Annotated in this window: 13 protein-coding genes; 7 read left to right on the top strand and 6 right to left on the bottom strand. The window is 58.1% G+C overall.

Annotated elements, in window-relative coordinates; genetic code table 11:
* The first annotated feature begins 342 nt into the window (after positions 1-342).
* Positions 343-1,263 carry a TIGR01777 family oxidoreductase gene (locus tag NW840_RS08930; protein ID WP_414343742.1) on the top strand — a complete coding sequence of 307 codons (921 nt, stop codon included), beginning with the start codon at positions 343-345 and terminating at the stop codon, positions 1,261-1,263.
* A 16-nt stretch (positions 1,264-1,279) separates the two neighbouring features.
* Here the strand turns inward: NW840_RS08930 and secA are convergent, their stop codons facing one another.
* The gene (secA, locus tag NW840_RS08925; protein ID WP_414343740.1) at positions 1,280-4,153 is read right to left on the bottom strand and encodes a preprotein translocase subunit SecA; all 2,874 of its coding nucleotides are present in this window, start codon (positions 4,151-4,153) and stop codon (positions 1,280-1,282) included.
* 232 nt (positions 4,154-4,385) lie between these two features.
* On the opposite strand from secA, the gene NW840_RS08920 reads away from it, so the two are divergent.
* From NW840_RS08920 to purU, 3 genes are read left to right on the top strand one after another with little or no spacing between them, the layout of a single operon-like run.
* Positions 4,386-4,709, top strand: coding sequence for a TatA/E family twin arginine-targeting protein translocase (locus NW840_RS08920; protein ID WP_414343739.1), 324 nt, complete (start codon positions 4,386-4,388; stop codon positions 4,707-4,709).
* A 33-nt stretch (positions 4,710-4,742) separates the two neighbouring features.
* Positions 4,743-4,973: a hypothetical protein gene (locus NW840_RS08915; protein WP_414343737.1), complete on the top strand. Its 231-nt coding sequence runs from the start codon at positions 4,743-4,745 to the stop codon at positions 4,971-4,973.
* A 57-nt stretch (positions 4,974-5,030) separates the two neighbouring features.
* Positions 5,031-5,879 (top strand): formyltetrahydrofolate deformylase, encoded by an 849-nt coding sequence (gene purU / locus NW840_RS08910; RefSeq protein WP_414343735.1) that lies wholly within the window; start codon positions 5,031-5,033, stop codon positions 5,877-5,879.
* Here the strand turns inward: purU and NW840_RS08905 are convergent, their stop codons facing one another.
* The 4 genes from NW840_RS08905 to NW840_RS08890 all read right to left on the bottom strand — a co-directional run bounded on the left by NW840_RS08905 (position 5,880) and on the right by NW840_RS08890 (position 9,075).
* Positions 5,880-6,668 carry an ABC transporter ATP-binding protein gene (locus NW840_RS08905; RefSeq protein WP_414343733.1) on the bottom strand — a complete coding sequence of 263 codons (789 nt, stop codon included), beginning with the start codon at positions 6,666-6,668 and terminating at the stop codon, positions 5,880-5,882.
* A 9-nt stretch (positions 6,669-6,677) separates the two neighbouring features.
* Positions 6,678-7,514, bottom strand: a complete 837-nt coding sequence (locus tag NW840_RS08900) for an ABC transporter permease (protein ID WP_414343731.1) — start codon at positions 7,512-7,514, stop codon at positions 6,678-6,680.
* 46 nt (positions 7,515-7,560) lie between these two features.
* The gene (locus NW840_RS08895; RefSeq protein ID WP_414330863.1) at positions 7,561-8,592 is read right to left on the bottom strand and encodes an ABC transporter substrate-binding protein; all 1,032 of its coding nucleotides are present in this window, start codon (positions 8,590-8,592) and stop codon (positions 7,561-7,563) included.
* 174 nt (positions 8,593-8,766) lie between these two features.
* Positions 8,767-9,075: a gas vesicle protein GvpV gene (locus NW840_RS08890; RefSeq protein WP_238376787.1), complete on the bottom strand. Its 309-nt coding sequence runs from the start codon at positions 9,073-9,075 to the stop codon at positions 8,767-8,769.
* A 100-nt stretch (positions 9,076-9,175) separates the two neighbouring features.
* Here NW840_RS08890 and NW840_RS08885 point away from each other — a divergent pair, with 100 nt between their 5' ends.
* A complete protein-coding gene (locus tag NW840_RS08885; protein WP_041436747.1) occupies positions 9,176-9,670 on the top strand; it encodes a pentapeptide repeat-containing protein in 495 nt (164 codons plus the stop codon).
* A gap of 14 nt (positions 9,671-9,684) precedes the next feature.
* Here NW840_RS08885 and NW840_RS08880 read toward each other — a convergent pair whose 3' ends face one another.
* Positions 9,685-9,993 carry a hypothetical protein gene (locus NW840_RS08880; RefSeq protein ID WP_414330858.1) on the bottom strand — a complete coding sequence of 103 codons (309 nt, stop codon included), beginning with the start codon at positions 9,991-9,993 and terminating at the stop codon, positions 9,685-9,687.
* A 194-nt stretch (positions 9,994-10,187) separates the two neighbouring features.
* Here NW840_RS08880 and NW840_RS08875 point away from each other — a divergent pair, with 194 nt between their 5' ends.
* Both NW840_RS08875 and NW840_RS08870 read left to right on the top strand, forming a co-directional pair.
* Positions 10,188-10,919, top strand: a complete 732-nt coding sequence (locus tag NW840_RS08875) for an aldehyde oxygenase (deformylating) (RefSeq protein ID WP_041436745.1) — start codon at positions 10,188-10,190, stop codon at positions 10,917-10,919.
* A 110-nt stretch (positions 10,920-11,029) separates the two neighbouring features.
* A complete protein-coding gene (locus NW840_RS08870) occupies positions 11,030-12,055 on the top strand; it encodes a long-chain acyl-[acyl-carrier-protein] reductase (RefSeq protein WP_011434004.1) in 1,026 nt (341 codons plus the stop codon).
* The last annotated feature ends 142 nt before the right edge of the window (positions 12,056-12,197 follow it).

Genomic DNA, 12,197 nt, shown 5'->3' with positions numbered 1-12,197 from the left:
TGATTGCGCTTTTGGGGGCTGTCGTAAACCAGCCTAGAGGTTCGGGCCTGTTTTGTTCTCTGGTAGAGCAAAGCAGGCTCAGGGCTGCTGAAAGCCCGCTCCGTACCGCTTAGCGGTCGGAGTCGGGTAGTTTACGCTTTGCCGCAAAACATTTTTATTCTTGGGCTTTCTTGGGCTCTGCCACTTCGCCAAGCTCAGCAAACGGATGGCGGGATCCCAGGCAATGGCCAACGCGGGGCAGGAAACGCGCTAGGCTAGAGGTTCGAATAGCGGAAAGGCTCTGCACCGCTCAAAGGACAAGGGCGGCACAGGGCTTGTGCAGATGCAAGTCGGATCCACATCATGCGCATTGTCATCACGGGTGGAAGTGGTTTTATCGGGCGTCGCTTGGTGGCCCGTCTGCTGGAGCAAGGGGATCAGGTTTTGGTCTTGACCCGCCGCCTGGAGCAGGCCCGCCGCATTTTGGGGGAATCCCCCAACCTCAAGCTGCTGCCCTACGATCCCTACCAACCGCAAGCCTGGGCAGCCGCCCTGGAAGGGTACGAGGGGATTGTCAACTTGGCCGGAGAGCCTTTGGCTTCTTCTCGCTGGACAGAGACCAAGAAAAAAGAAATCCGTCGTAGCCGTGTGGAAACCACCCAGGCCCTTGTCCAAGCCCTCGCCTCCCTCAACCAAAAGCCCCAGGTGATGATCAGCAGCTCGGCGGTGGGTTACTACGGATCCCATCCGGCAGGAGAACCCTTAACAGAGACGGATCCCCCGGCCCAAGATTTTCTGGCAGAAGTCTGTCAAGCTTGGGAAGCTGCCGCCCGGCCGGTTGAGGAATTGGGGATCCGTTTGGCCATCCTGCGCACGGGGATTGTGTTGGGTCCGGATGGAGGAGCGCTGGGGCAGATGCTGGCCCCCTTTCAGTTCTTTATCGGCGGAACGATCGGCTCCGGCAAACAATGGCTGTCTTGGATCCACCGCGAGGATTGGGTGAGCTTGGTCTGCTTCCTGCTGGAGCAGGGATCCGGAGTGTTCAACGCCACCGCTCCCAACCCGGTGCAGATGGAAGAGTTTTGCCGAACCTTAGGCCAGGTCTTGGGTCGTCCCTCTTGGTTGCCTGTGCCGGAGCTGGCGTTGGAACTGCTGTTGGGCGAGGCAGCTCAAGTGGTTTTGACGGGGCAGAAAGTGATCCCGCAAGCGGCTTTGCAGATGGGCTTTACCTTCCAGTACCCACAACTGAAAGAGGCATTACGACAGATCCTCCTCCCCCGCTGACTTCTCTCTACGCCAATTATTCTTCCGTGAAATCGGCTTCCACCACCCCTGAAGCAGAGCTGGGATCAGGGCTGGCAGCCGCAGTAGGTGCCGGAGCCGGTCGCGATGCCTGGGGCACTTGCACAATTTGGGGAGTAAAGATGAATAGGTTGTACACCGTGTTGCGGCGGATGTTGTCCATCATCTCCAGGAACAGCTCGTAGCCCTCGTTCTTGTACTCGATCAGGGGATCCTTCTGGCCGTAGCCTCGCAGGCCCACAGCTTCCCGCAGCGCCTCCATCTGCTGCAGGTGCTCCCGCCAGAGGGTGTCCACCTGTTGCAACAGGAAAAAGCGCTCCGCCTTCCGCATCAAACCGGGCTCAAAGGTATCCAGAAAAGCCTCTTTGGCCTCATAGGCCAGTTCTGCCTGCTTGATCAGGTAGTCCAAGATCTGCTCGTAGGAGAGATCCTGCAGGTCTTCAACCTTGAGGTTTTGCTTCAGGAGCGGCACAAACTCCTGCATCTTGGCGGTCAGCTTGTCGATTTCCCACTCTTCCGGGGGCAGCTCTGGGTTGACATGCGCTCGCACGATCTCGCCAACGGTTTTGCGCACATAGTCAAGGATCTTGGTCTTGAGGTTTTCCCCCTCCAAGATGCGCCGCCGCTCTGAGTAGATGGCCCGCCGCTGGTTGTTCATCACCTCGTCATACTCGAACACCTGCTTGCGCATGTCGAAGTAGTATACTTCCACTTTTCTCTGCGCATTCTCCAGGCTGCTGCTGAGCAGCGGGTGCTCGATGGGCATATCCTCCTCCACCCGGAACATGTCCATGAGCTTGGCTACCCGGTCGCCACCGAAAATCTTGAGCAGGTTGTCTTCCAAGCTGAGGAAAAACCGCGAGGAGCCGGGATCCCCTTGTCGCCCGGCGCGGCCCCGCAGCTGGTTGTCGATACGGCGGGATTCATGGCGCTCCGTACCGATCACATGCAGGCCCCCCAGCCTCACCACCTCTTCGTGCTCGGCCTCAGTAATTTTTTCGTACTCGGCTTTGATGCTGTTGTAAACCTCCCGCAGTTGCAAAATTAGCGGATCCTGCACCGGCGCTTTCTCGGAAGCTACTGCGATGAGATCCTCCACCACCAGCTCTGGCAGACGGTTCAGCCCATACTTGGTCACGGCTGCTGCCACCACTTCGTCTAAAGCTTGGTTGGTGCGGGCCGACAGCTCACAGGGGTAAAAATTGGGGGAGACCACCGTCCAGGATTTTTTCGGCTTGGGTGTTGTCCCACCAAATCCTTGGCCGCCTCCCCGTCCCACCATCTGAACGGATCCCAAGGGGTTGTCGGCGTCCAATTGAGCCAGCTTGGGCATCAACCGTTCCCGCAGCTTGAGGCGGGCCATGTACTCCGCATTGCCTCCCAAGATGATGTCCGTGCCTCGACCGGCCATGTTGGTAGCAATGGTTACAGCGCCTTTTCGCCCCGCCTGGGCAATGATCTCCGCCTCCCGCTCCACGTTTTCTGGCTTGGCGTTGAGGAGGTTGTGGGGGATCCCCATTTCCTTGAGCATGGCCGAGAGACGTTCGGATTTTTCCACGCTGGTGGTGCCCACAAGGACGGGGCGCCCCTGGGCGTGCATGTGGGCAATTTCCTCGGCAACCGCCTGCCACTTGCCCCTTTCGGTCTTGTACACCAAGTCGGGGGCATCTTTGCGGCGGATGGGTCGGTTGGTGGGGATCACCGTAACTTCCAGGTTGTAGGTTTTGCCGAACTCGGCCTCCTCAGTGCGAGCCGTGCCCGTCATGCCGGAAAGCTTGGGATAGAGCAGAAAAAGGTTTTGGTAGGTGATGGTGGCCAGGGTTTGGCTCTCGCTTTGAATCGGCACCCCCTCTTTGGCCTCCACCGCCTGGTGCAGCCCATCGGACCAGCGACGACCGGGGAGCACCCGCCCGGTGAACTCGTCCACGATCACCACCTCTTGGTTGCGGACGATGTAGTGGACATCCTTGATGAAGAGCTCTTTGGCCTTCACCGCGTTAAAGACAAAGTGCGCCCAGGGATCCTTGGGATCAAACAGGTCAGAGACTCCCAGCAACCGCTCGGCGGCTTCAAACCCCTCGTCGGTAAGGATGACGTTGCGGGCTTTTTCATCCACCTCATAGTGTTCATCTCGGATCAGCTCCCGCGCCACCTGGGCTGCCCGCAGGTATTTTTCGGAGGGGCGAGCCACCTGACCGGAGATGATCAGGGGAGTGCGGGCCTCGTCGATAAGGATTGAGTCCACCTCGTCGATGATGCAGTAGTTAAAGGGCCGTTGCATCACCTCCTTGATATCGGTGGCCATGTTGTCCCGCAGGTAGTCGAAGCCCAGCTCGCTGTTGGTGCAGTAGGTAATGTCGCAGTTATAGCTGCGGCGCTTTTCTTCGGGTGACATGCCCTCTTGCACTAGACCGACCGTCAGGCCCAAGAAACGGTGCACCTGCCCCATCCACTCCGAGTCGCGCCGCGCCAAGTAGCCGTTGACGGTAACGATGTGAACCCCCTTCCCAGTCAGGCCGTTCAAGTAGGCAGGCAGGGTGGCGACCAGGGTTTTCCCCTCGCCGGTTTTCATTTCGGCAATCTGGCCTTCGTGCAGCACCATGCCGCCGATGAGCTGTACGTCGTAATGGCGCAAGTTCAAGACTCGCTTGGCGGCCTCCCGCACCACGGCAAACGCCTCCGGCAAGAGATCGTCCAGAGATTCTCCTCTGTCCAAGCGCTGGCGAAACTCTGTGGTCTTGGCCTTGAGCTCCGCATCCGAAAGAGAGGCGATCTCGATCTCCAGCGAGTTGATCAGCTTGACGACAGGACGGTACTGCCGGATCTTCCGATCGTTAGGATCCCCAAGGAGCTTTTGTAGGGTTTGGAGCATGGGCAAGCCTAGGCCAATGAAGAACATTGATTGATTAACGATGCAATTCTACCATTTTGACTTGGCCGGCCAGGGAGAGGTGGGCCCAGATGAGCTGAGAGGAGAACACCAAAGCCAACCAAAGCCATCAGAATGGATGAGGAGAGCCGGCAGTTACTTGCAGTCCGCGGCAAGAAAATGTCACTCTAGGGAGGCGAAGGGATCTCGACCAAACCGTACTCTGCCGAGGCTCATGAATTTTTTGGGTGTTGGACTGCCGGAAATGTTGGTCATCTTTGCGGTGGCTCTCTTGGTTTTTGGGCCCCGCAAACTGCCGGAGATTGGTCGCACGCTGGCCAAAACCCTGCGCAGCCTGCAGGACGCTTCCAGAGAGTTCGAGGCGCAACTGAACAAAGAGGCCCAAGAGCTGGAAAAAGCCACCCGCGGGACAACGGCTGCCGCCCCTCCCAAGGTTTCCCGAACAGCAGTCACCGAGTCAGTTGCCGATACGCCCCCCCCAGAGACGGATCCCGTCCCATCCGTAGCCGACGACGCTCAAACCGCAGACGCTGCTTAGTCTATGCCCCGCTTTAACCCCCTTTGCTTCGGCATGGAAATTACGCGCCTGTTCGAGCAAGGGCAGTCCTACTTCGCTCCTGCCAAGGTGGAGACCTGGCTGCGGCAACATGGTCAGAACCCGTCCGACTATGAGATCTCGTTTCACCAGGAACTGCCCCCTGCCGGCTCTTCTGCGGCGATGTGGATTCGCATCGACCTAAAGCGTTGGGATGGCCAGCCGGTGGATCCCTGGCTATTGGAAGAGATCAACCGGGTAGATTGAGAATGGATTGCTCTTGGGGAGAGCCAGTCCCCACAAAGTTGAGGCTGTTGTCTACCGATGCCCAGTGCCACCCTGTTGGTATCTTGCCCCGATCAAAAAGGGCTGGTAGCCAAGCTCTCCAGCTTCATCTACAGCTACGGCGGCAACATCATTCACGCCGATCACCATACGGATCCCGAAGCAGGACTGTTCTTGAGCCGCATCGAGTGGGACTTGGAGGGCTTCCAACTGGAGCGAGGGGAAATTGTCCCCGCCTTTTCGGGTATTGCTCGTGGGATCCAAGCCAACTGGGAACTGCATTTTTCCGACACTCGCCGTCGCATTGCGTTGTGGGCCAGCAAGCAAAGCCACTGCCTTTTGGATCTGATCTGGCGGCAAAGGGCGGGAGAACTGCCCGCCGAGATCCCCTTGATCATCAGCAATCACCCCGACCTGGAATCGGTGGCCCGCTCCTTCGGTATCGATTACTACCACATCCCCGTTTCTCCAGAGGGCAAAGCCGCAGCCGAAGCCCGTCAGCTCGCTCTCCTGCAGGAATATCGAATTGACCTGGTGGTGTTGGCCAAGTACATGCAGGTCTTGAGTGGGTCGCTGCTCCGCCAAGCCCCGCCGGTCATCAACATTCACCATTCCACCCTGCCCGCCTTTGCCGGAGCCAACCCCTACCACCGCGCCCATCAACGGGGGGTGAAGATCATCGGCGCGACTGCCCACTATGCCACCGAAGATCTGGACGAAGGGCCGATCATCGAGCAAGACGTGGTGCGGGTCAGTCACCGCGATACCGTTGCCGACCTCGTCCGCAAAGGCCGCGACATGGAACGCCTAGTCCTGGCACGGGCAGTGCGGTATCACCTGGAGAATCGGGTGCTGGTGTACCACAACAAAACGGTGGTGTTTGCCTGATCAGCCCGCGGGCGCAGCGTCGCTCAACGGGATCCCTTTCTGGTTTCGTAGGAGAGCCAAGATCTCGTCCTTCACCTCTTGGAAGGAAGAAGTGCGCTTGAGACTGTAGTCGCGCCGACCGGGGAAATCAACCCGGAGCTCCCGTTTCACCCGCCCAGGATGGGACGTGAGTACATAGATGCGCTGGGCCAGAAAGACGGCCTCTTCCACATCGTGGGTAATCATCAAAATTGAGGTGCGCGTGCGCTGCCAGAGATCCAGCAAAAACTCCTGCATCGTCTCCTTGGTTTGCACGTCCAAAGCGCCAAAAGGCTCATCCATGAGCAAAATCTTCGGTTGGGCCGCCAGAGCTCGGGCAATGGCCACCCGCTGCTGCATACCGCCCGAAAGCTGCTTGGGCAGAGCCTTGGCAAAACGCTCCAGGCCGACGATCTCCAGAAAATAATCCACACGGGCTTCCCTTTCCTGCCGTTTTACCCCCTGCAATTTCAGGCCAAAGCCGACGTTCTCCGCCACGGTCATCCAGGGGTAGAGGGTGTAGGACTGGAACACGACTCCCCGATCCGCTCCCGGCCCAATCACCGGCTCCCCATCGACGCTGATGGATCCTCGGCTAGGCTGCTCCAACCCGGCAATCAGGCGCAGTAGGGTGGTTTTACCAGAGCCGGAAGCCCCCACCACACAGACAAACTCCCCCGACTCCACATGCAAATTCACCCCATCCAGAGCCAAGATAGGTCCACGACGGGTGGGGAAGGATTTGCTCAGGCCGACCACTTCCAAATGCACGACACCACCTCATAAAAAGGCCCAACGACAGGTCAAACGTACCAAGCGTCGCAGCAGCCAATCCAGCAGAAAGCCGATCAGCCCCAACACAATCAAGCACGCAAAAATCTCGTCGGTTCTAAAGAAGCGCTGGGCTAGCTGGATCCGCCTACCCAAACCCTCATTGGCGGCCACCAATTCTGCCACCACCACCAAGTTCCAAGAGGCAGCCATGTTGACGCGGAAGGTGTCGAGAATGTTCGGGGTGATGTATGGAGTGATCACCTGCAGCAACACCTGCCAGCGCCGCCCCCCCAAGGTGTAGGTGGCCTCGATCAGCTCTTTGGGAATGAACTTCACCGCATCCATGATCATCAGCATGTTGAAGAAAACGGTGCCGATGAAAATTAACCCGATCTTGGGGGCCTCATCCAAACCCAAGTAAATAATCAACAGCGGGGTGAAGGCAGGAGCGGGCATGTAGCGAAAGATGCCGCTAATCGGCTCGATCAAGGCGCGGATGCTGGCGAAGGTGCCCATGGCAATGCCGATGGGGGTCGCCACCACTGCTGCCAACAGAAAACCGCTGCTAACCCGACTGAAGCTGGCCAAGGTATCCTTCCACAGCAGGCCGTCTCGCCACAGGCGCAGCAGGGCCGCCCATACCGAAGGGGGAGAAGGCAAAAAACGCGGCGGTACCCACCCCGAGACCGATAGGCCCCACCACAAGCCGAAAGGCACCAGCACCGATAGCGCCGTCAGCAGCAAGGCCAAGGGGCGCGGGATCTCTTCGGCAATGCGCCAAAACACCGTCGGGGGCAGACTGGGGCGGGTGGGTGGAGGCGATTCAGCCGGAGCAGTCAGCATCGTACCTTACCTCACTGGTGGCCCATGAAGGGATCCCGGATATCTCTCACCGTCTAACACCCACCGACTCGGCATAGGCGCGAACGAAGCGGTCATCGAACAATGCCTCCAGATCCTTGGGCCCCTCCGAGATGAAGCCCACTCTCACCATGAAGTCCACCATTTGTCTGGCCGCATAGGGCATGTGCTGCATTCCCTCGCCGGGGCTGAAGGCTTTTAGGTTGTCTTCTATGGTGAAGAAACGAATGCCATCTTTGAACAGTTGCAGCTCCTCTGGGGTGACACCGGCACGTCTGGCCATGATTTCGTCGGCTCGCTGCGGGTTCTCCTCCATGAACTTCAAAATATCGAACCAGCTATTCACCAAAGCCTGCACCTGATCCGGCTGCTCGTCAATCAATTTTTGGCTGACCACCAACAAATCGGGAATGGCCCCTGGGAACTCCGCCGAAGAGAACAGCTCCTTGCTTCCAGGGCGCTCCAGGGCTGTCAACCAAAAGGGCGGAAAGGCTCCCACCGCATCCACCTGACCGGCAGCAAAAGCAGCGGCGGCGGCTCCGGTTTCCAAGGGCACAATGATCACATCGTCGCGGGAAAATCCCTCCCGCTCCAGCCCCAGCGTCAGCAGAAAGTCATCCACCACGCCTTCTTCCACAGCCACCCGCTTACCCACTAGGTCGGCAATGGTGTTGATCCCTTCCCGGACGATGATCTTGTCGTTGCCTGCCGAGTTGTCGTTGACCAGCACCACCACCTGACCATTCACAGATTTCGGCGCGAAGGAGAGCGTATCGTTCAGGGTTTGGGTATTGGCATCCAGTTGTCCGGCGGCAAAGGCTTCCATCGACTCAATGTAGCCATCGAACCAGCGCAACTGCACGTTGGCCCCATTTTTCTTGAAAATGCCCTCTTCTTCTCCAATGGCCCACGGCCACCAACCTGCCCAATTGCTGTAGCCCATCTGAATGGGGGGTCGGGCCAGAGCGGGAGAGGAGCTTCCCAGCAAAAGGGTGGGCAACAACCCCAGCACCCAGGACAAAAACCGGCGGCGACGCGAGATCTGTGGAGAAGAAGTCATAAGCCTGGAAGTTCAAGTAACTGTGCAGCCAGCTTGAGAATGGCTGTTCGCTGGCCTGGATTCTATGGTCGGCTTGAGACGAGCAGCAAATAGTTAAGTTGGCTACAGAATCCCCTGACTTGTTGCTTAGGTCTGCTTTGAATCTTGGGTCTTCTTTGAGATTTATAGGATCCCTCAATACTCGAAGGTCATGGGCGGGAAGCGGGAAGGGCGGGATCTGAGCTGGGCGGGTTCAGAGGCAGGAGCGGGATCCCGAAAGGCTTTTGCCTCCTGCTGAAGGTGTTGCATGGCCTGCTCGATTTCCTGAAGTCGCGCGTGGATTTGCCCTTGCCGCTCTCGAATAAACTCTAGCTCTTGGTTGAGCCGCTGCTTTTCGACAGTGAGCTGCTGCATTTCGGCATAGAGGGCGGATTCGGTTTGGCGGCGAGGGATCGAGCGCAGCTTGGGGCGAGGTCGAGTTCGGGGCACACGGGGCAAGCTCATAAGGGGGGATCCCGGAAAACGGCTTGCGTCTATCCTAGCGTGCTCTTGGCGGCCCTTCTATTCCTAGGTAGGATCCATTCGTCCGGTGTGGAAAACAGCGATGGTGGAAACTGGAGCAGACCTGTTGCAACGCTACGGCAGCGGTGAGCGGGACTTCAGCAACAGCCAACTGGCCGGAGCTGATCTGGCCGGGGCCGACTTGGCCGGGATCGACTTGGGGGGATCCATTCTCCGCCAGGCAAAGCTGGCCTCTGCCAACCTGGAGCGGGCCTACCTGAGCGGCGCCGACCTCAGCCAAGCGGATCTGCAGGGATCCAACCTGCGGCTGGCCAACCTAGAGAAAGCCAAGCTGCAGGGATCCCGATTGCAAGGAGCCAACTTGCGTGGGGCCAACCTGGCCGAAGCGGACTTGAGCGAAGCCGATCTCAGCCAAGCGGACCTGGCAGGGGCCAATCTCACCGGGGCCAACTTGAGAGGAGCCCTTCTTGCCCAGTGCAAACTCAAGCTGGCCAACCTGCGAGGGGCTTGCTACGACGCCACCACTCAGATGGAAGCGGGTGTTACACCGGTGGAGCTGGGCATGGTTCAAGCCTAGAGGGGGAAATGGGGCTAGTCCTCCGGCTCCAAGTCCAGGATCTCCTGAATTTCGGCATCGGTATAGCCCACCGCCCGCAACTTCTCCGATACCGTCTGAATCTCCCCTGGAGACAAATCCTGCTGCCGTACCCGATCCCAGAGATTGGCCACAATCTGCAGCAGCAAACCGCTGCTCTCCGCCTCAAACAGCTCAAAAGCCGTGGCTAGCTCAATGGCCTGCAACACCTCCTCGGCACTGCCAATCGGCTGATCGAGGGATCGTTCCTCCAGCTCCACCAGCAACTGGCGCAGTTGGTTCAGGCCATCCCCAAGAGCAGACATACAGCAGGCTCCACAACGGCACTCGAACCCTCACCCTAGCAGACCCCTATCATTCCGCAAAAGGAATCCCGCCAATTCTGCGGCAGCTACAGCTATTCTGATTAAGAGAGCGATTCAACTGCAATCGAGGCGATTGTCGAGTCAGCATAGACAATCAACAACACCCAAACAACACCGAGAGGAGATGCATGAGTATGGCCCCAGTGAACGTCCTGCCCAATACCCCCCAGCCTTTAGCCGATGAGGGTGGCACCACCTTGGACTATGGCAGCGCGGTTTACCGGCAGGCCTACTCTCGCATCAACGGCATTGTGATCGAAGGGGAACAAGAAGCCCACGACAACTACCTCAAGCTGGCCGAGATGTTGCCGGAAGGGGCAGAGGAGCTGCACAAGCTGGCCAAGATGGAATTGCGGCACATGAAAGGCTTTCAATCCTGCGGCAAAAACCTGCAGGTAGAGCCGGATAGGGAGTTTGCCCGCACTTTCTTCGCCCCTTTGCGCAACAATTTCCAAAAAGCGGCAGCAGCCGGAGACCTAGTTACCTGCTTGGTCATTCAGTCGCTGATCATCGAATGCTTTGCCATTGCCGCCTACAACATTTACATCCCCGTCGCCGATGAGTTTGCCCGCAAGATCACCGAGGGGGTGGTCAAGGATGAATATCTGCACCTCAATTTTGGAGAGCGCTGGCTAGGGGAGCATTTTGGCGAGGTCAAAGGGCAGATCGAAGCGGCCAACGCCCAGAACCTGCCCTTGGTCTGGCAGATGCTGCAGCAGGTGGACCAGGATGTAGAAGCCATCTATATGGATCGCGAGGCCATCGTCGAGGATTTTATGATTGCCTATGGAGAGGCGCTGGCCAACATCGGCTTCAGCACCCGCGAGGTGATGCGCCTCTCAGCCCAGGGTTTGCGGGCAGCATGACCCACCTCAGCATTCATCCTCTGCCGGCGGACTGCAGTTCTAGGCTGGCTACAGGCGGGTATGGACATGTTTTGATGGGATCCATCAGTTATCCAAGCGGGTAAACCTTTATGTTCGGCCTGATTGGGCACTTGACCAGCCTGGCCCATGCGAAGCGGGTGGCAGACAAGCTGGGTTATTCCGAATATGCGGAGAGCGACCTGGAGTTCTGGTGCATGGCTCCCCCTCAGGTGGTGGACGAGATCACGGTAACCAGCATCACCGGCCAAAAGATTTATGGGCAGTACGTCGAATCCTGTTTCTTGCCGGAGATGTTGGCGGGGGGACGGGTGAAGGCAGCTTGTCGGAAAGTGTTGAATGCCATGGCCCTAGCCCAGCGGCGCGGCTTGAACATTACTGCTTTGGGGGGATTTAGCAGCATCATTTTCGAGACTTTTCGCCTCGACAGTCTCCGGCGAGTCCGCAACATCGACTTGGAGATCCAACGCTTTACCACCGGCAATACCCACACGGCCTACATCATCTGTCAGCAACTGCAGTTGGCGGCCCAGCGCTACGCCATGGACTTGGCAGCCGCTACGGTTGCGGTGGTGGGGGCGACCGGAGATATCGGCAGCGCCATTTGTCAATGGTTGGTGGCCCACACTCACTTGGGCAAATTGTTGCTCATCGCCCGAGAGCGACGGCGTCTGGAGGAATTGCAGGCCAAGCTCAAGCAGGGGGAGATCTCTTCGCTGGAAGAGGCCCTGCCCCGCGCTGACTTTATCGTTTGGGTGGCCAGCATGAGCCAAGGCATGGCCCTCGATCCCCAAGTTTTGCCGGATCCCTGTGTCATCATCGACGGTGGCTACCCAAAGAACATCGCCTCCAGCTTGCAGCGAAAGGGACTCTACGTCATTGACGGGGGGATGGTGGAGCACTCTTTGGATATTGAATGGAACATCATGCAGTTTTTGAATGTGGCCAACCCGGCCCGTCAGCTTTTTGCCTGCTTTGCTGAATCCATGCTGCTGGAGTTTGAGGGGCTGTACACCAATTTCAGTTGGGGCCGTAATTTGATCACCCTTGAGAAATTGGATCTGATCGGGCAGCTTTCTCGCAAGCATGGGTTCCGCCCCCTCATGCCCGAAGCCTAATTGAGATTCAAAATGAAGAAAGCCTCAGCCCCAGCAGAGGTGCTGGCCCTGGTCAGGTCAATCACCAATCGAGTAAACTACCCGACACCAACCGCTAGGCGGTACGGAGCGGGCTTTTAGTAGCCCTGCAGTTAGCAAGCCA

The organism is Synechococcus sp. R5-13, assembly GCF_047462015.1.
In the GTDB taxonomy this organism is placed as follows: Bacteria; Cyanobacteriota; Cyanobacteriia; order Thermostichales; family Thermostichaceae; genus Thermostichus.
Note: the sequence above shows the minus strand (reverse complement) of the source record. Positions and strands in the feature narration are given on the sequence as shown.

What these genes read in the sequence shown, in the direction of transcription:
- NW840_RS08885 (WP_041436747.1), top strand. Translation starts at nt 9,176, where the DNA reads ATGGTGGAAACTGGAGCAGACCTGTTGCAACGCTACGGCAGCGGTGAG.
- NW840_RS08880 (WP_414330858.1), bottom strand. Translation starts at nt 9,993, where the DNA reads ATGTCTGCTCTTGGGGATGGCCTGAACCAACTGCGCCAGTTGCTGGTG.
- NW840_RS08930 (WP_414343742.1), top strand. Translation starts at nt 343, where the DNA reads ATGCGCATTGTCATCACGGGTGGAAGTGGTTTTATCGGGCGTCGCTTG.
- purU (WP_414343735.1), top strand. Translation starts at nt 5,031, where the DNA reads ATGCCCAGTGCCACCCTGTTGGTATCTTGCCCCGATCAAAAAGGGCTG.
- NW840_RS08870 (WP_011434004.1), top strand. Translation starts at nt 11,030, where the DNA reads ATGTTCGGCCTGATTGGGCACTTGACCAGCCTGGCCCATGCGAAGCGG.
- NW840_RS08920 (WP_414343739.1), top strand. Translation starts at nt 4,386, where the DNA reads ATGAATTTTTTGGGTGTTGGACTGCCGGAAATGTTGGTCATCTTTGCG.
- NW840_RS08890 (WP_238376787.1), bottom strand. Translation starts at nt 9,075, where the DNA reads ATGAGCTTGCCCCGTGTGCCCCGAACTCGACCTCGCCCCAAGCTGCGC.
- NW840_RS08875 (WP_041436745.1), top strand. Translation starts at nt 10,188, where the DNA reads ATGGCCCCAGTGAACGTCCTGCCCAATACCCCCCAGCCTTTAGCCGAT.
- NW840_RS08915 (WP_414343737.1), top strand. Translation starts at nt 4,743, where the DNA reads ATGGAAATTACGCGCCTGTTCGAGCAAGGGCAGTCCTACTTCGCTCCT.
- NW840_RS08895 (WP_414330863.1), bottom strand. Translation starts at nt 8,592, where the DNA reads ATGACTTCTTCTCCACAGATCTCGCGTCGCCGCCGGTTTTTGTCCTGG.
- NW840_RS08900 (WP_414343731.1), bottom strand. Translation starts at nt 7,514, where the DNA reads ATGCTGACTGCTCCGGCTGAATCGCCTCCACCCACCCGCCCCAGTCTG.
- secA (WP_414343740.1), bottom strand. Translation starts at nt 4,153, where the DNA reads ATGCTCCAAACCCTACAAAAGCTCCTTGGGGATCCTAACGATCGGAAG.